We start from the raw sequence: 22,160 nt of genomic DNA, 5'->3' as shown, positions 1-22,160 counted from the left end.
TCCTCCCGCCATCATCATAGGCACGGCGCCGACGATCTTCAAAGGCTCGCTGGTTATCTCTCCTGTCATAATTGTAATATCTGTAATCTTGTTCGGCGGTGCGGTGAAAGATTGGTAACCATTCTTCGATTGCGGCGCGGGCAGGATGTGACATGCTGTTGGTGGAGACTGGAACGGGGAGGTTCCAGGCAGGGAGGCTTAATTGAAAGCATTGACCGCACTTGCGGCGAGCATGGCCCTATGGCTGTGCGGCGCAGGGCATGGCATGGCCGAGCCGAAGTTGAACGTCCTTTGCGGCGTCGACGAGGCTTGGTGTTTGACCATGCAGCGGGCTTTCGAAGCCAAGGCAGGTCTCGAGATTTCGATGGTGCGCAAGAGCACCGGCGAAATTCTCGACCAGATTCGTGCCGAACGATCCCATCCCACCGTCGACGTCTGGTGGGGCGGTACTGGCGATACCCATTTGCAGGCCGGCTCGGAAGGCCTGCTGGAAGAGTACACGCCCGTGCATCAGCGGGATCTGCTGCCCTGGGCGCAGAATTTCTATGCGATGTCCGGCTCGAAATCGGCTGGCATCTATGCCGGTGCGCTGGGTTTTGCCTATAATTCGGAACTGCTCGCGAAGAACAACCTGCCCGCACCGACCTGCTGGAAGGATCTGGCGAAGGATATCTATCGCGGCCATATCCTGACCGGCAATCCGAACTATTCCGGCACGGCCTTCACCATGCTGGCCACCCTCGTTCAGCTCTTCGGCGAGGAGGAGGCTTTTGGTTTCATGGAGAAGCTCAATCAGAACGTCGTGAGCTATACCAAGGTTGGTGCAGCGCCGGTCAAGGCGGCGGCGCGGGGCGAGATCATGATCGGTATTTCTTTCATGCATGATGCCGTGACCCAGAAAATCGAAGGTTTCCCGCTGGTGATCGTCGCGCCCTGCGAGGGGACGGGCTATGAGATCGGGGCGGTCAGCATCGTCAAGGGCAACCACAATGATGCGCTGGCACAGGCCTTCGTTGAATTCGCGCTGAGCCCGGAGGGGCAGGAGACCGGGGCCAAGGCCGGGCAAAATCAGGTACCATCAAACGCCCGGGCGACATTACCGCTGACGGCGCCTGACATATCGATGATCAAGATGGTGGATTACGACTTCGCCACCTTTGGCCAGCCGGAAGAGCGAAGTCGGTTATTGAGCCGCTTCGATAGCGAAATCCACCCGAGCCAGACCCAGTAGGGCCAAAAACCAGCACCTCAAAAAGACAGCGCGCGCGCCGCAGGGCGCCGCGACCGGCAGCGCCATGTCTGCGCGCCGCCCAAGAATTCAGACGCAAGCTACAGGAGGATAACCATGCGACTGACGATACTTTCCACCCTGCTTTTTGCCGGCACGGCACTGAGCGCCGTTTCCGCACAGGCGGCGGGCGAACTCAACCTCATCTGCTCGGCCGATGTCGTCATCTGCGAACAGATGAAGGGCGATTTCGAAAAGTCGCATGACATCAAGGTCAATATGGTGCGCCTGTCTTCCGGCGAAACATATGCCAAGGTGCGTGCGGAAGCCCGCAACCCGAAGACCGATATCTGGTGGGCCGGCACCGGCGATCCGCACATGCAGGCGGCCTCGGAAAACCTGACGCTGGAATACAAGTCGCCGATGCTCGACCAGTTGCAGGACTGGGCCGTGAAGCAGGCCGAAAGCACGGGTTACAGGACTGTCGGCGTTTATGCCGGTGCGCTGGGCTGGGGCTACAACACGGAAATCTTCAAGTCGAAGGGTTACAAGGAGCCGAAGTGCTGGGCTGACCTGCTGGCGCCGGAACTGAAGGGCGAAATCCAGATCGCCAATCCCAACTCTTCGGGCACAGCTTATACGGCGCTGGCGTCGCTGGTGCAGATCATGGGTGAAGATCAGGCGATCGACTATCTGAAGAAGCTCAACGTCAATATCTCGCAATATACCAAGTCCGGTTCCGCGCCGGTCAAGGCGGCGGCACGCGGCGAAACCGCGCTCGGCATCGTCTTCATGCATGATGCGGTGGCGCAGACGGCGGAAGGTTTCCCGGTCAAGTCCATCGCGCCCTGCGAAGGCACAGGTTATGAAATCGGCTCCATGTCGATCATCAAGGGCGCTCGCAATCTCGACAATGCGAAGACCTGGTACGACTGGGCGCTCACGCCGGAAGTGCAGTCTCGCATGAAGGACGCCAAGTCCTTCCAGCTTCCCTCCAACAAGACGGCGGAAGTGCCGAAGGAAGCGCCGAAGTTCGAGGACATCAAGCTCATCGACTATGACTTCAAGACCTATGGCGATCCGGCCAAGCGCAAGGCGCTGCTGGAACGCTGGGACCGCGAGGTCGGTGCGGTCGCCAACTGATCTGAAACACTGATCTTAACTCCGGCGACAGGCATCCCGGCTTTTTAAGCCGGGGTGTCCGCCACTCTTTCATCGGCATGAAACAAGCGAGGTCGGCCATGACACGTGGCAATCGCAGGCTGGACATCGTCCTGGCGTTCGGGGCTTTTGCCCTCATTCTTCTTCCCTGGTATCGCATCGAAGGCGGCTTTTTCAGCTTCCGCTGGCTTTCCGGATTTTTCTCGTCGGCCAGCAATGCGCCCGGTGTGCTGCAGATCCTGTCCTATGGAAAACCATGGCTGGTCGGCATTGTTGTCTTTTTCCTCGCCGCGTGTCTTGTCCGGCCTATCGGCGAACCGATGCGGCGCGGCAGACTGCTTGCAATTATCGGTGCTATCGGCCTTGTTTTCCTCGCCTTGCAGGGGCTGGCCATCGGCTTTACCGGCTGGAGCTGGACGGTGAGCGAAAACCTCTTCGGCATGCTTGCCGATGGCCAGCCCTCCATGGGGGCAGGGGCCGTCGTCATGTCGTTCGTCTTCGTGCTGCTTTTCGCCTTCGGGCTTGCCGAACGTGGGGTCATGAAAGGCGATGCCTTCGTCGTCGGCGCCATTTCCGTTCTGGTTTTCCTCGTCACGGTTTTTGTCTTCTATCCGATTGGCAGCATGCTGGTCGCTTCCGTTCAGGATTTCGACGGCTCCTTTAATGCCGATGGCTTCATTCGTAATATTCAGGATCCCGGCATCTGGAGCCTTGGCTGTGTCACAGGTGAAGAGCGCTGCGGCGTTGCCTGGCGCACGCTGTTCCTCGCCCTGATGACCGCCTTCGGCTCGACCGTGCTCGGTCTCGGCTTTGCGTTGATCGCCACCCGCACGCGCTTTCCCTTCAAGAAGGGCCTGCGGCTTCTCACCGTTCTGCCGATCATCACGCCGCCTTTTGTCATCGGCCTTGCCCTGACGCTGCTTTTCGGTCGCGCTGGTGTCGTCACCGAGTGGCTTTCCTATCTCTTCGGCATTGAGCCGGGTCGCTGGCTTTATGGCATGACCGGCATCTGGATCGCGCAGGTCCTTTCCTTCACGCCCATCTCGTTTCTGGTGCTGATCGGCGTGGTTGAAGGCGTTAGCCCGTCGATGGAAGAGGCGTCGCAGACGCTGCGCGCCGACCGCTGGCGCACCTTCTGGCGGGTGTCGCTGCCGCTGATGAAACCCGGTCTCGCCAATGCCTTCCTGATCGGCTTTATCGAGAGCATGGCGGATTTCGGCAATCCGCTGGTGCTTGGCGGCACCCATGGTGTGCTGTCGACCGAAATCTTCTTCGCTGTCGTCGGCTCGCAGAACGATCCCTCGCGTGCGGCGGTTCTGGCAATCATTCTCCTGTGCTTCACGCTTTCGGCCTTTCTTGCGCAGCGCTTCTGGCTGGCGGGCAAGAATTTCGCGACGGTGACGGGCAAGGGCGACAGTGGCGCGCATATCGCCCTGCCGCGCGACCTGTCCATCGGCGTCCATGCGATCGTCGTGCCGTGGATGATCTTCACCATCGTCGTTTATGGCATGATCCTTGTCGGCGGTTTCGTGAAGACCTGGGGTCTCGATAATTCACTGACGCTTGATCATTACATCCGCGCCTTTTCCGTCAGCTTCTCGAATGGCTCGATTGCCTGGACCGGCGTTGCCTGGAATTCGTTCTGGACGACGATGGAGATCGCGCTGGTTTCGGCACCGCTGACCGCTGCCGTGGGTCTTCTGACCGCCTATATCATTGTGCGGCAGAAGTTCGCTGGTCGTAACCTGTTCGAATTCGCGCTGATGATGAGCTTTGCCATTCCCGGCACGGTCATCGGTGTCAGCTACATCATGGCCTTCAACCTGCCGCCGGTGGAAATGACCGGTTCGGCACTCATCCTCATCGCCTGCTTCGTGTTCCGCAACATGCCGGTCGGCGTGCGCGGCGGCATTGCGGCGATGAGCCAGCTCGACAAGAGCCTCGACGAGGCCTCGCTGACGCTGCGGGCCAATAGTTTCCGCACCATCCGCAAGGTCATCCTGCCGCTCTTGAGGCCCGCAATCACGGCCGCACTGGTCTATTCCTTCGTGCGCGCCATCACTTCAATCAGCGCCGTCATCTTCCTTGTCAGCGCGCAGTACAACATGGCGACGTCCTATATCGTCGGTCTCGTCGAAAACGGCGAATACGGTGTGGCCATTGCCTATTCCTCCATGCTGATCGTTGTGATGATCACGGTCATTACCGGCTTCCAGCTTCTTGTGGGTGAGCGCCGTCTGCGTCGCGAAAACCGCGTCGCCGGCCTGCCGTCCGCTTCCTCCGTTCCTCTCGCTCAGGAGAAAACCGCATGATTTCCGTAAAGCCCGGTTCCGTCACCTTTCAGAATGTCCGCAAGACTTTCGGGGCCTTCACCGCCATTCCCGACCTGTCGCTCACCATCGAGCCTGGCACGCTTGTGACCCTGCTTGGTCCCTCCGGCTGCGGCAAGACGACGACGCTGCGCATGCTGGCGGGTCTCGAACACCCGACCTCCGGCCGCATCCTCATCGGTGACAAGGATGTCACCATGCTGCCGGCCAATGAGCGCGATGTCTCGATGGTCTTCCAGTCCTATGCGCTTTTCCCGCACATGACCGCGCTCGACAATGTTGCCTATGGCCTGCAATCCTCGGGATTGCGCAAGACGGAAGCGCGGGAAAAGGCGGAAGAGGGGCTGAAGCTCGTCGGCCTCGCCGGCATGGGCCATCGGCTGCCGGCAGAACTTTCCGGCGGCCAGCAGCAGCGCGTCGCGGTTGCCCGCGCTCTGGTGCTGGAACCGCAGGTATTGCTGCTCGATGAGCCGCTTTCCAACCTCGACGCCCGCCTTCGCCGCCGGGTGCGCACCGAAATCCGCGAATTGCAGCAGCGGCTGGGTTTTACCGCCGTTTACGTGACGCATGATCAGGATGAGGCGCTGGCGGTTTCCGACCGGATCATCGTTATGAAGGAAGGCGAGATCGCCCAGTCGGGTGCGCCACGCGACCTTTATGAAGCGCCGGCCTCCGCCTTCATCGCCGATTTCATGGGCGAGGCGAATGTCGTCGGCTGCGAAGTGTTGAGCCTTGAGGGGCCAGATGCGCTGATCCGCGTCGGCGGTGTGGATCACAGGGTTGCAGCACGCAACGCCCGGCCCGGCCCGGCAAAGCTTGCGGTTCGCCCCGGCTCGATTTCCATCGGCCAGCCGGGTGGGCAGGGACTTGCGGGGCGGGTGCTGCATAGTGCCTATCTCGGCGGTCATGTCGAATATGAGGTCGAGACCGATATCGGCACGCTCTTCATCGTCGACCATGCGGTTGAGACCAGTCTGCCGCCGGCAAGCGATGTCACGCTCGGTTTCAGGAACCGTGGCATTGCCTTGATTCAGGCCTGAGTTTTTCACCGATCTCACCCAGGGAGGGGCAGACGTGGTTCTGCCCCCGGCATTTTTCCGTCCGGTCATGTCAAATAAATGTCTCACCGGGTCGCCTTAAGACTGGCTTAAGGTGCCGGCTGACTGTGTGTCGCTAAACAGGAGACATGCCGCAGAATGCACGACAGACCAATATTCATCAGCCGCAGAAATCTTCTCGCTCTGGGAGCCGCAAGTCTTCTGGCAAGCTGCGCCACATCCGGCCAGCCGCCGATGACGGCAACGCCGGTAAAGAGCGACGAACCTTTGCCAGAGGCCGCAACGCCGGTGACCCCGGCGATGTATGCGGCGATGCCGGACGAGACCTTCCCGATCCCGGCCGTAAACATCAAGCAGGTGGACCCGAAATACTGGCGGCAGGTCGTCGATTATCCGACCGAAGAGAAGCCCGGCACGCTGATCGTCGATACGCCGAACAAGTTTCTCTACCACGTGCTTCCCGGCGGCAAGGCGAGGCGTTACGGGATCGGCGTCGGGCGTGACGGCTTTTCGTGGTCCGGTCGGGCGACGGTCGCCTACAAGCGTGCGTGGCCGAAATGGACGCCGCCGGACGAGATGGTGGCGCGGCAACCCGCACTCCAGCCCTATAGCATCGCGAATGGCGGCATGCCCCCCGGTCTTAAAAACCCTCTGGGGGCGCGTGCGCTTTATATTCATCAGGGCGGCAGGGACACGCTTTATCGCCTGCATGGAACGCCGGAGGCCTTCTCCATCGGCAAGGCGGTATCCTCGGGCTGTATTCGCCTGCTGAATCAGGACGTCATCGATCTCTTCAACAATGTCAGGGATGGCAGCCCCATCGTGGTTATCCCCGATCCCTCGAAGCGCTCGCAACTCGGCGTCTGACTGCCGGCATATGAACGAAAGACCCATCACCATGAACGACATTCGAAAACGCGCGGATGAGGCAGGCTTTGCCGGCCTCAGACGCCGCGCCTTTCTCCTTGGCTCGCTTTCGGCTGTTTCCGCCGCCGCTTTTCCGGCTGCCGCGTCCGCAAACAGCCTCAGGCTTGAGATGATCCTGCGTGATCCCGCGGCACCCGTTTCCGGCAATCCCACCGGCAAACTCACCATGGTCACCTTCCTCGATTATAATTGCCCGTGGTGCAAGAAGACGGCCGTTCCCATGCGCGATGCTGTCTTGAAGGACGGGGATATCAGGGTGGTCTACAAGGACTGGCCGATCATTACGAAAGATTCCGTCGAGGGCGCCCGTCTGGCGCTGGCGGCAAATTATCAGGGCGGTTACGAGATCGTGCATCATGCGCTGATGGCGATCAAAGCCCGCAGGGCGGAAGCGGAAGAGATGCGCGCTGCCGTGCGCGCGACAGGCATTGATTTTGTCCGCCTTGAGAGTGATCTCAAATCCAGGGCGACGGAGATCAACGCGCTGATTGAGCGCAATCATGAACAGGCAATGTCGTTGCAGCTGACCGGAACACCGGCCTTCATCATCGGCAAGTTTCTCGTTCCCGGCGCTATTCGGAGCGCAGAGGAATTCACCAGCCTTTTCGAAAAGGCACGCGAGCAGGTTTAGTTTTGCCGGAGAATGATGGTTTCAGGTCCGGTCGGACAGGAAGCCACCATTCTGCCAATCTGGCATCTGCGTTTCTCGCTAGCCTCGCGCCTTTGCGATTGCCTCCGTCAGGCCCTTGCGGTCGAGGACGCCGGCAAAGCTTGTTGATCCCACGACAAATGAGGGTGTGCCGACGAATTTAAAGGCGGCGGCCTGGATCCAGTTCCGATCCAGCAGGCCGGAAATCCATGCCTGATGCTGGACGACGGCCTTGCCGACGTCCTCGAAGGTGAGTCCTGCCTTTGCGAGGGCTTTTTCGACATCGTCCTGCTGCAAATTGTTCGGCGTATGAAACATCGCATCAAGTGTTTTTTCGTATTTGCCGAGCTTGGCGCTAGCAAGCACCGCCTGCGCCGCCATGACCGATGCACCGCCGAAGACAGGCCAGTCTTTCAGTACGAGCTTGACCTTGCCGTCTTTCTCCACCACGTCGCGGACCATCTCGTAGGAGGTTTTGCAGTAGGGGCACTGGTAATCGAAATATTCCACGACCGTCACGTCACCCTTCGGATTGCCGAGCACCGGCGCCTGCGGATCGTGCAGCACCATTTCCCGGCTGGTCGGGTCGCTTTTGGCGGCAGCGAATGACGGCGCGATGGCCGCAAGGCCGGCCATTGCGACGAGGTTTCGGCGTGTGAGGGTCATTGGCGAATTCCTGAGATGTTGGTAATTGCCGGTTTCACGGAGGCTTGCTGCATCTGCGTGGCCGCATCGATGACGGATCGCACCGAAATCTCGCCCACCATGCGGGCAGAGGAGAGTTCCGTCCCGCTTCTGTCGAAGAACAGCATGGTCGGCGGGCCGATAACGTTGTTGTCTTTCATCAGTTGCTGTTTTTCGGGCGTGAGGTCTGAAAGATCGACGGAGACGAGGTTCGTATCCGCAAGGCTTTGAGCGACCTGCGGATCGGCAAGGACTGAGCGCTCTATGACCCGGCAGGAAACGCACCAGTCCGCGGTGAAATAGACGAGGCTTGGTTTTCCCGCCTCACTTACCGCTGCTCTCAGTTCATTGTCCGAAGCGACGGTGCTGAAGCTTGCCTTTGTCAGGCCGGTCGGGGAGGAGGCAATGACAGAATTTGGGGAGCCCTGGAGCGGCTGAAGCATGTTCGTGCCGCCGCTTGCCGCGCCGAGAGCGAGGAACGCACCATAGAGCACGGAAAGAAGACTTGCGGATTTCATGAGCCGGCGACCGACACCCGCCTGTGGTGACAGCCTATCGAAAGCGCCGAAGAAGACACCAAGGGTCACGAGCAGTGCTGCGGAAAGCGCAAGTGTTGCGGGTGCGGGAATGAGCCGGTCCAGATACCAGATGGCCGTGCCGAGAAAGATGAAGCCGAACAGCCAGCGGACCTGCGCCATCCAGGCGCCCGCACGAGGCAGGAGTGCTGCGCCGGAGGTGCCGATGAGGATGAGCGGAATGCCTTTGCCGATGCCCAGGGCAAAGAGCGCCGCCGCGCCGAGCAGCATGTTTCCGGTCTTGGCGATATAGAGCAACGCGCCTGCAAGCGGCGCCGTCACGCAGGGGCCGATCAGTAGCGCCGAACTGAAACCGAGAATGGCGGTCGAGCCGAAGGATCCGCCGAGCGAGCGTTGCGACCGCGCCAGCCGATCCCGTAGCCCCGATGGAAGCTGTACCTCGACCACGCCAAAACTGGCGATGGCAAGGAGGATGAAGACAGCGGCGGTGATGAGGATGGCCACCGGCGATTGAAGGGCAATCTGGAAGCTCTGGCCGAACCATGCGGCAAGGATGCCGAACAGGCTGAAGGCGCCGGCAAGGGCAACGACATAGGTTGAGGACAGCATGAAGCTGCGTCCAGGTGACAGGGAGGCTCCCTGACGACCCAGCGTGGCCGCAAGGATCGGGTACATGGGAAAGACGCAGGGCGTGAAGGCGAGCAGCACGCCAAGGCCCATGAAGGAGACGAGCAGAAGCGCTGTGCCGCCCTGATCCAGCATCCCCTCCACCATTCCCGGCTCGGCGGCGGGCGCAGGCCGGTCTATTTTTTCCGACTGTGCGGCGGGGGACATGGGGATGAAGGACTGGAATGCCGGCGGCGGTGACGGGTTCATCCCGAACGGCGCATCCACCTCGATCTGCGATCCGGTGATGGTGACGGTTCGCACCGGATAGCAGATGCCGCCATCCTGGCATCCCTGAAATGTCATTTTCATCGTCTGGGGCGCATCGGCGAGCGTGGCGGCCGCCTGCCCGAAATAGACCTCCGTATTACCGAAGCCGGGATCGTCCTTCATCTCGCCGGGCGATGTCTGAAGATCGAGCTGTTTTCCGTCACTGTCAGTGGCGTTGAGGGCGTCTCGATAGAGATAATATCCCTCTGCTATTTGCCAGCGGAAGGTGGCGGCTGTTCCCGTGCGGTCGATCGAGAGCTTGAACGCGTCTGCCATGTCCATCGGGGGATTGAGCGCGAAGGCGGGTCCGCAGACGGTGAAGAAGACGAGGAGCACGAACGAAAAATTGAGACGCATTCTTTTTCCTTATGGGATAGGCCTTTTAGGAGAGGCCTATGGGATAGTCCATGAGTGGCGCAGGCTTCCGGTGGCAAGCTTAAGCCAGCCTTAAGGTTCGTTTTTCAGGTTCCCGCACGTCAAAACATCCGTGCACCGGAATGATGGAGTAGTTTATGCGTCTGTTAGTGGTCGAGGACGATGATGTCCTGCTGGATGGTCTTCGTGTCGGGCTGCAGCTTGCCGGCTTCACCGTCGACGCCGTCACGACCCTTGAAGATGCAAAAACGGCCATCGACAGTTGCCGTTTCGACGCCGTCGTTCTCGACCTGATGCTCCCCGACGGTTCCGGCCTCGATCTTCTGCGTCACACCCGCAATGAGCGCAATCGGGTGCCGATCCTGCTGCTGACGGCGAAGGACGCGACCACGGACAAGATTTGCGGCCTCGATGCCGGTGCCGACGATTATCTGGGCAAGCCCTTCGATCTGGACGAAGTTGCCGCCCGCCTGCGGGCCATCATCCGCCGCGGCGAAGGCCGTTCGGAGGGGACGCTGTCCGCATTGGGCGTGACGCTCGATCCGGCGAAGATGGTGGCGAAGAGGGCCGACAGCATCATTCCCCTGTCGCGCCGTGAATTCGCGATCATCCATGCCCTCATGCAAAATCCCGGCATGATCTTCTCCAAGCCGGTTCTGGAGGAAAAGCTTTATGGCTGGCAGGAGGATGTGGAAAGCAACACCATCGAGGTTCACATCCACAAGCTTCGCTCGAAGCTGGGTGCCGGTTTCATCGAAACGGTGCGGGGTGTGGGCTACCGTGTCGGGAGGGCTGCGTGATGTCCATTCGGGCAAGATTGTTCACCGTGCTGCTGTTGATGACGGGCGTCGTCTGGCTGTCCGGCTGCGTGTGGATCTACACCAGCACAAAGGCGCGGCTGGAGCATGTTCTGGATGCGCGTCTGATGGAATCGGCAAGCATGGTCGCTTCTCTCGTCGGCCACCGTCCGGTCGATATTGGCGTTGTCAGCCACATGCCCGCCACGGATGGTCATGCGGATGACGATGCGGTCGCGTCGATACCTTCTTATGAACGCCAGCTTGCCTGCCAGATCTGGTCGGTCAACGGTCGTCTCCTGAGCAAATCGGACAGTGCGCCCACCGCTTCCCTGTCTGAACATGTCTCGGGTTTTCAGAATACGGTCATCAATGGTGTCGAATGGCGCGTTTATGCCGTGGTCAAGCCCGATCTCGGCGTCAGGGTTCTGGTGGGAGACAGCATTCAGGTCCGCGACCGTCTTGTCGATGATGTGATCAAGGGACTTCTTTATCCGGCGCTTTTCATCATGCCGTTGATGGCCGGCCTCATCTGGTTCTGTGTTTCGCGGGGCCTTGCTCCCCTGCAGAAGCTCGCGAACGGTCTGAAAGCACGCGATGCAACCGAGCTTCATGCCTTCGCCGACAGGGGAACGCCATCGGAGCTTCGGCCGATGATCCACGCCTTGAACAGCCTTCTTGCGCGCGTTCAGGCGACGCGGGAAAGGGAGCGTGAATTCACGACCTATGCCGCCCATGAATTGAAGACACCGCTTGCCGGCCTGAAAACGCAGGCGCAGGTGGCGATGCGCTCGACCGATCCGGAGGTTCAGCAACAGGCGCTCAGGCGTATCGAGCAGAGCGTCGACCGGACAAGCCGGATGGCCAAGCAGCTTATCGATCTGGCCGCCGTCGATGCCACCGAAACGCGGACGGCGAAAACCGGGGTGGATGTTCCCCGGCTCATTCTGGATGTCATTCAGGAACTTGAGCCGCTGAGACGACTGCGGGAGGTGGATATTGCCTGCCAGCTCCCGGAAGAGGCGGATACGATCCTCGTCGAGGCGGACCGCTCGCTCCTTCGGCTTGCCATCAGGAATGTCATGGAGAATGCCGTGCAGCACTCGCCGAAGGGCTCGACAGTCGAATGCCGCGCCGAATTGATCGGCGGCAAGGTCAACGTCGTTGTCATCGATGAAGGGGCGGGGATCGCCGTGGAGGAGCAGGAGCGTGTGCTGCAGCGTTTCTACCGTTCGCCGCGATCGGAACCGGGTGGAAGCGGCCTCGGGCTTGCGATCGTCAAGATGGCCATCGACCGTCTGGGAGGGCGATTGCAGTTCTTGAGATTCGATCAACGGTTTGCGGTGTCTCTGGAGGTTTGAAACGAGGGTCGCAATGCTGCGGCTCCCGTTTGTCTCAAAGGTCCTTTGCGAGACGTAGCGCATCGTAGATCGCCGCATGGGTGTTGCGCGCCGCAACCGCGTCGCCGATGCGGAACAGCCGATAGGTTCCGGCAGGATTGCGCTCGACGGTCTGGGCAGCGCCCGCAAGCAAGGCGTCATAGGATATTTCGCCGAGGTTCTTCGAGCCCGGCTTGAGTTCGAAATAGAGATCATCCAGCGGGATCGTGCCGTGATTGACGACGATCTGGTCCACGGTTCTCGATTTCGTCACGCCGCCATAATCGCTGCCGATGTGGGCGATGAGCTGGTTGCCGCTTCTTTCCGCGGCCTCCAGACGGTAGGTGACGGTGAAGGTGACGTCGCGTTTTTGCAGCGAGCGCATGTAGGGAACAAGGTTCATCGCCATGACCTCAGGGGCAAAGGCGCGGTCCGGCGTCATGATCTCCACTTTCGCGCCTGTCTTCGCGAGACATTCGGCGGCCTGCAGGCCCGCATGGTCGCCGGCATCGTCGAAAACCAGCACATTGGTGCCCGGCTTCACGTCGCCGGAAATGATATCCCATGCCGAGACGATGAGATCGTTGCCTTTTGAAAGTACGTCTGTATGCGGCAGCCCGCCGGTGGCGATGATCACCACGTCGGGATTTTCCGAAAGAACCGTGTCCGCTTCCGCCCATGTGTTGAAATGGAAGGTGACGCCGAGCCTTTCGCACTGGCTCATGCGCCAGTCGATGATGCCAATCATTTCGCGGCGGCGTTCGCTTTGCGCGGTCAGGCGGATCTGGCCACCGGGATTGTTTGCGGCCTCGAAGACGATGACCTCATGGCCACGCTCGGCACTGACACGCGCGGCCTCGAGGCCAGCCGGGCCGGCGCCGACGATGACTATCTTCCGCCGTTGGGCTGCCCTGGTTATCTCATGCGGCATGGTTTCCTCGCGGCCGGTTGCCGCATTGTGAATGCAGAAAGCGAGGCCGCCCTGATAGATGCGGTCGAGACAGTAATTGGCGCCAACGCAGGGGCGAATGTCGTCCTCCCGCTTGTCCATGATCTTTCGCACAATATGCGGGTCGGTCATGTGAGCGCGCGTCATGCCGACCATATCGACCTTGCCGGAGGCGATCGCATATCGGGCGGTGGCCACATCCTGGATCTTGGCGGCGTGAAAGGTGGGGAAGCTGGTCGCGGCGCGGATTTCACCGGCAAAGTCCAGATGCGGGGCATTGGCCATGCCCTGAATGGGAATGACGTCGGTCAGACCGGGATCGGTGTCGATATGGCCGCGAATGACGTTCAGATAGTCGATCAGGCCGCTCTCCTTCAGCCGTCTGGAGATTTCCAGGCCCTCTGCCTTTCCGGTGCCGCCCTCGAGGCATTCGTCGGCTGTATAGCGCACGCCGAGGATGAAATCGTCGCCGACGCGTTCGCGCATCGCCTTGAAGACGTCGAGACAGAAGCGCATGCGGTTTTCCAGCGAACCGCCATAGGGACTGTCCAGCTCGTTTGTCAGCGGTGAGACGAACTGGTCGATGAGATGGCCATAGGCCTCCAGTTCGATGCCGTCCATGCCGCCTGCTTTCATGCGTTCTGCGGCATCGGCAAAATCCTTGATGATGCGCTCGATATCCCAGTCCTCGATCTTCTTCGGGAAAGCCCGGTGGGCGGCTTCGCGGTGATGGGAGGGCGCGAGGATGGGCAGCCAGTCGCCCTTGTCCCAGCGGGTGCGGCGGCCAAGATGGGTCAGCTGGATCATGATTGCCGCGCCTTCTTCATGCACGGCGTCGGTCATTTCCCTGATCCACGGAACGATTTCATCCTTATAGGCCAGCAGATTGTTGAAGACGGGCGGGCTGTCCTTCGAGACGGCGGCGGAACCGGCCGTCATCGTCATCGCCACCCCGCCTTTCGCCCGCTCGACCGTATAGGCGCGGTAACGCTCCTTCGGCATGCCGTCTTCCGGATAGGCGGGTTCATGCGAGGTGACGATGATGCGGTTGCGCAGGGTGAGATGCTTTAGCCGGTAGGGCTGAAGAAGGGGATCATTCGACATTGCCGTTCTCCGGATGGTGCTGATGAGAGAAGGCTAGGTGGAAATGTACATAAGTGTCAATTAATAAAACACATGTGTTTATGCTTTCGACAGGGGTGGACATTCGGCTTGTCGCAACCAGGCCGATTTGATAGGAAATCACCATGGAAGCGACATTGAACGAAACCGGTTGGCGCGGATCGCAGGAGGGGTGGCTGGAGGCTGCCTATCAGGCTCTGCTCGAGTCCGGTGTGGACTCCGTCAAAATCCTGCCGCTGGCGAAAAAGCTGAGCCTGTCGCGTACCAGTTTCTACTGGTTCTTCCGGGACCGGGAGGAATTGCTGGCAGCACTTGTCTCCCGCTGGCGCGAGAAGAATACCGGGAGCATCGTCAGGCAGTCGGAGGCCTATGCGGAAACATTGGCGGAAGCGATGCTGAATGTTTTCGATTGCTGGCTGGATCCCGGCCTTTTCGACAGCAAGTTCGAATTCGCGGTTCGCAGCTGGGCGCTTCAGTCGGATGATATTCTTGCCGAGGTGCGCAAAGCCGACCAGACGAGGATGGATGCGCTTTCGCGCATGTTCATGCGTTTTGGCCATTCCGAAACCATGGCGGATGTGCGCGCCCGGACCACCTATCTCGTCCAGATCGGCTATATCTCCATGCAATCGGAGGAGGATGTGGCCGTGCGGATGAAAAGGATCCCGGACTATATTGCGATTTATACCGGCGAGGTGCCGCAACAGCGCGAGCTTGACCGATTTTATGCAAGGCATGGATACAGGTCTGGGGCAAATACCTAGCATGTGTTCGGCGGACGTTTTCTGAGAAGTCGCGCGATGGCGGTCGGCTTGTGTCTGGCAAGGTGCTAAAGAAGAGTCCGGCTCCCGCCTGCAATGTAACTGCAATATTCACCGACCAGTGGTGGGCTGCAAGAACTCACCTTTGAGGAAAAGTCGTTGCGAATCCTGCTTCTTGAGGATGAACCCGAAATGGCGCGAGCGCTGCTCGAGGCCCTGCGCCGGCGCGATGTGCTTGCGGATCACGTCAGCACCATCAGCGATGCCGATGCTCTTGCCCGCGACGGGGCCTATGATGTGCTCGTTCTGGATCGCCGCCTTCCTGATGGTGAGGGGCTGAACCTCGTGTCGTCGCTTCGTCGACGCAAACATTCCGTGCCGATCCTTGTGCTGACGGCGCTTGGCAGCGTCGATCACCGCGTTGATGGGCTCGATGCCGGCGCGGATGATTATCTTGCCAAGCCCTTTGCAATCGAGGAATTGCTGGCTCGCCTTCGCGCGCTGCACAGGCGCGGCCCTTCGCTTTCCGACAAATATGTGAGTTTTGGGAATCTGAGCATCGATCCGAAAAGCAACGAAATCAGTATTGCCGGTTCCATCATCGAGTTTCGGCGTCGGGAGTATCTGGTGCTTGAAGCCCTGATGCGACGGCCGAACCGCATCGTGACACGATCCAATCTGATCGAGGCGGTTTACACCCTGGACGACGAGATCGAGTCGAATGCTCTCGACGCCCATATCTCCCGGATCAGGAAGAAGCTTGCACAGGCCGAAGCCACGGTCGAGATAAGGGCCGTGCGCAACATCGGCTATCTCATCCGGTCGACGACATGAAGGAAAAACGCAACCGGTCCCTGCGATGGGCGCTTATGAAGCGCCTTTTCGCCTTGCAGGCGTTCCTGCTCGTTCTTTTTGTCATTCTCCTCGTCGGCTGGATCTGGATCATCGATCCACGGCTGGAGGGCGCCAATGAAGAGGCTGCCCGCATCATTGCGGAAAGTGTGACAAAGGATGCGCAGGGCCGGGCGCAGGTGTCGGCCACGCCCGGATTGATGGAGCTGAAACAGCGTTATCCAAATCTGTGGTTCGTGGTGCGGGATGCCGATGAAATTGTCCTGCAATATGGAGAAGTCCCGGCACCTGCCCTGGCGGCGGCATTCCCCCGGAGCATTGAAAGGGCGCGCGTGGAAGCCGGGGAAACAGTCCGGGCCACCATGGAGAACCGCGATACGCCGGCCGGGCGGCTGCAATTCATTGCCGGGACGGAGAAAGGCTTCCCGAATGACGGCCTCAGTCTCTGGATCAACATCCAGCTGGATCTGGAAAAAGATGCCAATGGCGACATACGCTGGCTTACCGTGCTGCCAGGTGTAGGCTTCATCATCCTTATCGTCGTCGTGCCAATGCTGATCCTGACCGGCATCGCGACGTTGCTCGTGACTCCGAGAGCAGTCGGCCGTTCACTGAGTGGTCTGATTGAAACGGTCAAACAGGCGAAGTCGATCAATTTCGAGAACCGTTCCGCCCGTATCGACCGTTCCAAGGTGCCCAGTGAAATCATTCCGCTGGTGGACGCCTTCAACGTGGCGCTCTCCAAGCTGGATGAGGGATATAATCGCCGTAACCGCTTTCTTGCCGATGCCGCGCATGAGTTGCGAACGCCGATTGCAATTGCGCGTGTCCGGGCCGACCTTTTGCCCGACGACGCGCTGAGCCGGCAGCTCCGGGCCGATATTGACCGTCTCACACGCGTCGCCCATCAGCTGCTGGAGATGCAGGCGGTCGGCGCGGTGGAATTGCCTGCCGTGCAGCAGGATCTGAACACACTTGTCGAGCGCATCGCGACCGATCTTGCCCCGATCGCGATGGATGCCGGTTACGAGTTCGATTTCGAACCGAGCGAAAGCCATGTCGTGTTGACGATGCAGACGTCGATTGTCGAGATGGCGGTCGTCAACCTCGTCCGCAACGCCATCGATCATGGCGGCGGCAAGGGCGCTATCATGATCCGGGTCGGTGCTGCGGGCTTCATTGATGTTTGCGACGAAGGGCCGGGCATTCCCGTCTCCGAGCGCGAGCAGGTGTTCGAGCCGTTTCACCGCATCAACACGAATTCGCCGGGAGCAGGCCTCGGCTTGAACCTCGTCCAGAAGGCGGCCGAGCTTCATGGCGGGCGTGTCCTGTTTGTCGATCTCGATCCCGGTTTTTGTGTGCGGCTGGAAATTCAATCCGTCTCATCGAAAAATGTTGCAGTTGGAAGCGAATAGGCTGCACACGGCGCGATGAATCGCGTCCGTGACAATGAAATTCCTTACGATTTAGTTAAAGAAATTCTTCTAAGTATATTAAATAAATCACTTATTTTGAAGAAAATTTACGGCGTGCAATGCAGGCGTAACTCTCGCGGGGAAAATGCCCTTATCTGCTGAGCTCATCCGCATCTCGTGCTGATTTGCGCAGCAGGCTAACGGGAGCCGGTTTCCGGTTCTTCAACGCGAACTGAAACCCTGCAAGCGCCTATGGCGCATCGGTTTCCCCTGGAGTCATTCATGTCGATCATCAAAAAATCGCTTGTCGCCGTGACCATCGCCATTGCGGCTGCAACAGGCGCCTATTCCGCCGATCTTACGAATTACAATACGCAGCAATCTTTTGATTACGGCAATCAGCCGGCCTTCTCATGGGGCGGCGCCTATGTCGGTGCGCATGGCGGCGTCGCCTCCCCGAGGTTGAACCCATTGGCCAGCGGCCGTGGACTGACAGGGGGCGTGCAGGCCGGTTATAATTTCCAGTTCGGCTCCGGCGTTGTCGGCGCTGAAATCGAAGGTTCTTACCTTGGTAACGACGCGCGCGTGCCGAACGGCCGGTTGAGGGAGCGTTTCCGTGGTGCGGCGAAGATGAAGGCCGGCGTGGCGCTTGACCGCACGCTTGTTTACGGCACCGCCGGCCTGACCACCACGAAGTTCAAGGATGGAAACGGCGTCACGGGTCCCGATGGCTGGAAGCAGGGCTATCTGGTTGGCGCGGGTGTCGAACAGAGCTTCGGCGGCGGCCTGTCGGCCAAGTTTGAATATAATTATGTCAGCACCGGAAATGTGTCGACAACGACCGCCAGCGGCAGGTCGAAGACCGATGTGAGTGATCATGTCATCAAGGCCGGCCTGAACTATCGCTTCTGACCGGTTCATCCGATGACAGGTTTCAGGGAGAATGTTCAAAAGAACGCCGCCGCTTTAAACATCAAAGCGGCGGTCAAACAGGCTGGAGTTTGAAATCCCGAAACGATCATTCGCATTCTAGCGAAGGCTGCCGGAAACTCGTGACATACCATTCTCCACCGGAATTGCGTGTGAAGAACGTGTAGAAGCACTCTATGCGCTCCACATAACCCGGCGTCTCGGACACTTCGTAACGCTCGCCACGCCGTGTTGTCCGTACCTCACCACTCGACGATCCCGCGACCGCCTGCGTCTTGTTTTTTCGCCACTGATAGGCCTGCTGTCCTGCGCCGAGGCTGTAAATATTGTCCGGCGGCCCGTAATCCAGCATCACGCTGCTGATGGGAGCGCCGATGTAGCTTTTCATGACTGTCGAGGCACAGGCCGAAAGCAGGATCGACGCGGTGACGATGGCGATCGCCGCCGGGAAGGCGGGTGACGATCTGTCGGGCATGGGTAATTCTCCTCCGCTGCGGTAAGTTTCCACAGGGATAGGAACCAGCCATTACAAGTACATTGCACGTGAAGACCGCGATGCGGGCAGTGAGTTTCCGGGTGATCAGAGACTGGCGATGTTGCGGCCGATATGGCGCAGGATGCTTTTGAAAAGTTTCACTTCTGCAGGGTCGAGGCCCTCGATTGCGGTTTTTTCGAACATGGCGGCGATGGGCATGAGTTCGTCGGCAAGTTCCTCGCCCTTTGGCGTCAGCGTGATACGCACGATGCGGGCATTATCGGCCGGCCTGACGCGGCTGACGAGGTTGCGCCTGACGAGCAGGCCAACGAGCCGTGAGAGCGTGGAAATCTCCACCGACACCATGTCGGAAAGCTCCGTCAGCGTTTTGCTCTCATCCTGTCTCAACGCCGCCAGCACACGGTACATCGGCAGGGTCATGTCGTAGGATGCCAGCCTCACGGAGAAGCGCTCTCCAAGCCGAACGCCCACCCAGTTGAGCAGGTAGGGTACCGAGTCAGTGAACTGATAGGACACAAGCAAAACCCCGTTTGAGAACCACGTGCGCAGATGATGTGGCGCACCCATCGGCTGTACCGGCATAATCCATCAGTTTCAATAGCTTCGCTCCAGAAGATAGGGGGATGCGAGGCAAATTCGCGGCATTTAATGGTGGAAAAACATTTGCATTGACAAATGTTGCAAATGAAAATAACTAAGAATGCAGGATTTGGGAGGATCTCATGACATCAGCATTGTTTGGCCTGAACAATCTTGCGCCTGAAGGTGTCGGCCAGAATTTCCGTACAACGATGCGCCGTTTTCCGGCGACCGTGACGGTCATCACCGCCTGTGCCTCGGGTGATCAGCGCGATCACGGCATGACGGTCACGGCCGTCACCTCCGTCTCGATGGAGCCGCCTTCTCTTCTGGTTTGCCTGAACAACCGCACGCTGCTGCACGAATTGCTGCTCTGCCGGCCGGATTTCATCGTCAATGTGCTGACGCAGGATCAAATCGCGCTGTCTGATGCTTTCAGCGGCAAGGTTTCGCCGGAGGAGCGTTTTCGCGATGGCAACTGGCAGCGCCATGACAACGGCGTTCTCTATCTGCCCCAGGCCCATGCCGCCATTGCCTGCCGCCGTGTCGCGGCAATGCCATATGGAACGCATACGGTCTTCATCGGGCAGGTGGTTTCGGCCGATGTCAGCGAGACGACGAGGCCACTGCTTTACGAAAACGCGCAATATTGCGCCGCAAGCCCGGCACACGTGCCCGCCTGATATTTTTCGGCCGCATAATTCCCGGCCCAGTCATTCCGGAAGGAGACAATCATGAACGATATGAGCCATGCGCCGCAGCCGGCGCAAACGAACCCGCGTGTTCGCCTCGCCAGCCGCGTTGCCGGCATAGCCGATCTTTTCCGGTCCAGCGCCAGACAGACAGAGGAAGCGCGGCGCGTTCCCCCCGCACATATCGAGGCTCTGCGTGACATTGGCTATTTCGATATCGTCAAGCCCCGGGCTTTCGGTGGCAAGGGCGGTGACTTCGCCGAGCTTGTCGAAGCCAATATCGAGCTTTCGGCTGCCTGTGCGTCGACCGGCTGGGTGGCCGGCCTGCTTTCCGCCCATCAATGGCTGTTGGCAATGTTTCCTGCGGAGGCGCAGGCAGATGTGTGGGGTAAAAATCCTGACGCGCTTCTGTGCGGTTCCTATGCGCCGGTAAAGATGGCGGAGGCAGCCGATGGCGGTTATCGCCTGAGCGGCAAATGGGCCTTCGCCTCGGGCTGCGAGAATGCCCAATGGTCTCTCTGTGCCGCCATCCTGCCGCCGCAGGGCGAGGGCAAGCCGGTTCCCGCTTTTCTTCTGGTTCCCGCCAGCCAATATGTGATTGAAGATACCTGGCATGTGGTGGGACTGGCCGGCACGGGTTCCAAGACGCTGGTTCTCGATGATGTCTTCGTTCCCAAACACCGGGTTCTGACCTTTCCGGATGCGACGAGCGGCCATACGCCCGGCGGACATTATTATGCCGAGGAAGGTCTCTTCAACATGCCGCTTCTGACCGGCATCCCCTCCTGTCTCGCGGCGGCCGGCGTCGGCGCGGCCAAGGGCGCTCTCACCGCCTATGTTGACCATGTCGGCGGCCGGGTGACGCGCGGTGCAGTGGCCGGCGGCAATAACCGCATGGCTGAATTTCCCACCATCCAGCTGCGTGTTGCGGAAGCGGCGGCGAGTGTGGACGCGGCCTGCGAAATCCTGCTGCGCGATGTTGCCCGGGCACAGGCGCTTTCGCAGGCGAGGGTCGAGGGCCGGGCGGAATTCACGGTGGATGACCGCCTTCTCAGCCGTCGTGGCCAGTCCTTTTCGGTGTCGCTGGCGCTGCGCGCCGTGCAGGCGCTCAACGATTCCACCGGCGGCGTCGGGCTCGATCTTTCCAATCCGGTGCAGCGCGCCTGGCGGGATGCGAATGCGGTCGGCCGTCACATCAGCATGAACTGGGATGCCGTGGGCACCATGATCGGCCAGAGCATGCTGGGTCTCGAACCCAAAGGCCAATATTGACCGCTTATCTGGCGGCACATGAACAGCGATTTCGGAGGAAACAACATGCAAGGCAAGGTCGCTCTCGAGGAGCATTTCGCAATCCCGGAAACACTTCAGGATTCGGCCGGGTTCGTGCCCGGCGATTACTGGAAGGAATTGCAGCATCGCCTGCTCGACATTCAGGATACGCGCCTGAAGCTGATGGATGCGCATGGCATCGAAACCATGATCCTGTCGCTGAACGCGCCGGCGGTGCAGGCCATTCCCGACACGAAAAAGGCGATCGAGATCGCACGGCGCGCCAATGATGTTCTGGCCGAGGAATGCGCCAAGCGGCCGGATCGCTTCCTCGCCTTCGCAGCGCTGCCTTTGCAGGACCCGGATGCGGCGACCGAGGAATTGCAGCGTTGTATCAACGATCTGGGTTTCGTCGGTGCGCTCGTCAACGGTTTCAGCCAGGAAGGTGACGGCCAGACGCCGCTTTATTACGACCTGCCGCAATATCGTCCGTTCTGGGGCGAGGTCGAAAAGCTCGACGTGCCTTTCTACCTGCACCCCCGTAACCCGCTGCCGCAGGATTCGCGCATCTATGACGGCCACCCCTGGCTGCTTGGTCCCACCTGGGCCTTCGCGCAGGAAACGGCGGTCCATGCGCTGCGCCTCATGGCGTCCGGCCTGTTCGACGAGCATCCGCGCCTCAACATCATTCTCGGCCATATGGGCGAGGGCCTGCCCTACATGATGTGGCGCATAGACCACCGCAATGCCTGGGTGAAGCTGCCGCCGCGCTATCCGGCTAAGCGCCGTTTCGTGGATTATTTCAACGAGAATTTCCACATCACCACCTCGGGCAATTTTCGCACCCAGACGCTGATCGACGCCATTCTGGAAATCGGCGCTGACCGCATCCTGTTTTCCACCGACTGGCCCTTCGAGAATATCGACCACGCCTCTGACTGGTTCAACGCGACGAGCATTGCCGAGGCCGACCGGGTGAAGATCGGCCGCACCAATGCGCGCCGCCTGTTCAAGCTCGACGGGACCTGAGCC

At 59.8% G+C, this 22,160-nt stretch carries 20 protein-coding genes; 15 read left to right on the top strand and 5 right to left on the bottom strand.

The window, feature by feature from the left end:
• Positions 1-265: 265 nt before the first annotated feature.
• From FY152_10950 to FY152_10925, 6 genes are all read left to right on the top strand, one after another.
• A complete protein-coding gene (locus FY152_10950) occupies positions 266-1,231 on the top strand; it encodes an ABC transporter substrate-binding protein (protein ID UXS33269.1) in 966 nt (321 codons plus the stop codon).
• 114 nt (positions 1,232-1,345) lie between these two features.
• Positions 1,346-2,371: an ABC transporter substrate-binding protein gene (locus tag FY152_10945; GenBank protein UXS32585.1), complete on the top strand. Its 1,026-nt coding sequence runs from the start codon at positions 1,346-1,348 to the stop codon at positions 2,369-2,371.
• Positions 2,372-2,469: 98 nt separating this feature from the next.
• Positions 2,470-4,701: an iron ABC transporter permease gene (locus FY152_10940; protein ID UXS32584.1), complete on the top strand. Its 2,232-nt coding sequence runs from the start codon at positions 2,470-2,472 to the stop codon at positions 4,699-4,701.
• A complete protein-coding gene (locus FY152_10935) occupies positions 4,698-5,759 on the top strand; it encodes an ABC transporter ATP-binding protein (GenBank protein ID UXS32583.1) in 1,062 nt (353 codons plus the stop codon). The genes FY152_10940 and FY152_10935 overlap by 4 nt, the downstream gene beginning before the upstream one ends.
• Before the next feature lie 156 nt (positions 5,760-5,915).
• Positions 5,916-6,644 carry a L,D-transpeptidase gene (locus FY152_10930; GenBank protein UXS32582.1) on the top strand — a complete coding sequence of 243 codons (729 nt, stop codon included), beginning with the start codon at positions 5,916-5,918 and terminating at the stop codon, positions 6,642-6,644.
• A 10-nt stretch (positions 6,645-6,654) separates the two neighbouring features.
• Positions 6,655-7,335, top strand: coding sequence for a DsbA family protein (locus tag FY152_10925; GenBank protein UXS32581.1), 681 nt, complete (start codon positions 6,655-6,657; stop codon positions 7,333-7,335).
• Between the two features lie 78 nt (positions 7,336-7,413).
• Here the strand turns inward: FY152_10925 and FY152_10920 are convergent, their stop codons facing one another.
• Positions 7,414-7,989, bottom strand: a complete 576-nt coding sequence (locus FY152_10920) for a DsbA family protein (protein UXS33268.1) — start codon at positions 7,987-7,989, stop codon at positions 7,414-7,416.
• Positions 7,990-8,015: 26 nt separating this feature from the next.
• Positions 8,016-9,866, bottom strand: coding sequence for a protein-disulfide reductase DsbD (gene dsbD, locus FY152_10915; protein ID UXS32580.1), 1,851 nt, complete (start codon positions 9,864-9,866; stop codon positions 8,016-8,018).
• Positions 9,867-10,021: 155 nt separating this feature from the next.
• Here dsbD and FY152_10910 point away from each other — a divergent pair, with 155 nt between their 5' ends.
• Both FY152_10910 and FY152_10905 read left to right on the top strand, forming a co-directional pair.
• The gene (locus tag FY152_10910; GenBank protein UXS32579.1) at positions 10,022-10,684 is read left to right on the top strand and encodes a response regulator transcription factor; all 663 of its coding nucleotides are present in this window, start codon (positions 10,022-10,024) and stop codon (positions 10,682-10,684) included.
• Positions 10,684-12,042: a two-component sensor histidine kinase gene (locus FY152_10905; protein ID UXS32578.1), complete on the top strand. Its 1,359-nt coding sequence runs from the start codon at positions 10,684-10,686 to the stop codon at positions 12,040-12,042. Before FY152_10910 ends, FY152_10905 begins: the two co-directional genes overlap by 1 nt.
• A 34-nt stretch (positions 12,043-12,076) precedes the next feature.
• Here FY152_10905 and FY152_10900 read toward each other — a convergent pair whose 3' ends face one another.
• On the bottom strand, positions 12,077-14,113 hold the full coding sequence (locus tag FY152_10900) for an NADH:flavin oxidoreductase (protein ID UXS32577.1): 2,037 nt from the start codon (positions 14,111-14,113) through the stop codon (positions 12,077-12,079).
• A gap of 143 nt (positions 14,114-14,256) precedes the next feature.
• Between FY152_10900 and FY152_10895 the strand changes: the two genes are divergently transcribed.
• From FY152_10895 to FY152_10880, 4 genes are all read left to right on the top strand, one after another.
• Complete coding sequence (locus FY152_10895; GenBank protein UXS32576.1) at positions 14,257-14,895, top strand: TetR/AcrR family transcriptional regulator; 639 nt, start codon at positions 14,257-14,259, stop codon at positions 14,893-14,895.
• A gap of 156 nt (positions 14,896-15,051) precedes the next feature.
• Positions 15,052-15,726, top strand: a complete 675-nt coding sequence (locus tag FY152_10890) for a response regulator transcription factor (protein ID UXS32575.1) — start codon at positions 15,052-15,054, stop codon at positions 15,724-15,726.
• Positions 15,723-17,159 (top strand): HAMP domain-containing histidine kinase, encoded by a 1,437-nt coding sequence (locus FY152_10885; GenBank protein ID UXS32574.1) that lies wholly within the window; start codon positions 15,723-15,725, stop codon positions 17,157-17,159. The genes FY152_10890 and FY152_10885 overlap by 4 nt, the downstream gene beginning before the upstream one ends.
• A gap of 282 nt (positions 17,160-17,441) precedes the next feature.
• Positions 17,442-18,071, top strand: a complete 630-nt coding sequence (locus tag FY152_10880) for a porin family protein (protein UXS32573.1) — start codon at positions 17,442-17,444, stop codon at positions 18,069-18,071.
• 106 nt (positions 18,072-18,177) lie between these two features.
• On the opposite strand, the gene FY152_10875 is transcribed toward FY152_10880, so the two are convergent.
• On the bottom strand, positions 18,178-18,564 hold the full coding sequence (locus FY152_10875) for a hypothetical protein (GenBank protein ID UXS32572.1): 387 nt from the start codon (positions 18,562-18,564) through the stop codon (positions 18,178-18,180).
• Between the two features lie 105 nt (positions 18,565-18,669).
• The gene (locus tag FY152_10870; protein ID UXS32571.1) at positions 18,670-19,101 is read right to left on the bottom strand and encodes a MarR family transcriptional regulator; all 432 of its coding nucleotides are present in this window, start codon (positions 19,099-19,101) and stop codon (positions 18,670-18,672) included.
• A gap of 206 nt (positions 19,102-19,307) precedes the next feature.
• On the opposite strand from FY152_10870, the gene FY152_10865 reads away from it, so the two are divergent.
• The 3 genes from FY152_10865 to tsdA are packed head-to-tail and all read left to right on the top strand — an operon-like array spanning position 19,308 to position 22,157.
• Complete coding sequence (locus FY152_10865) at positions 19,308-19,847, top strand: flavin reductase family protein (GenBank protein UXS32570.1); 540 nt, start codon at positions 19,308-19,310, stop codon at positions 19,845-19,847.
• Between the two features lie 51 nt (positions 19,848-19,898).
• Positions 19,899-21,128 carry a flavin-dependent monooxygenase gene (locus FY152_10860; protein ID UXS32569.1) on the top strand — a complete coding sequence of 410 codons (1,230 nt, stop codon included), beginning with the start codon at positions 19,899-19,901 and terminating at the stop codon, positions 21,126-21,128.
• A gap of 45 nt (positions 21,129-21,173) precedes the next feature.
• Positions 21,174-22,157 carry a gamma-resorcylate decarboxylase gene (gene tsdA, locus FY152_10855; GenBank protein UXS32568.1) on the top strand — a complete coding sequence of 328 codons (984 nt, stop codon included), beginning with the start codon at positions 21,174-21,176 and terminating at the stop codon, positions 22,155-22,157.
• The last annotated feature ends 3 nt before the right edge of the window (positions 22,158-22,160 follow it).

The sequence above is a fragment of the Agrobacterium tumefaciens genome, assembly GCA_025560025.1.
GTDB lineage: Bacteria > Pseudomonadota > Alphaproteobacteria > Rhizobiales > Rhizobiaceae > Agrobacterium.
This window is presented reverse-complemented; position numbering and strand designations above follow the sequence as displayed.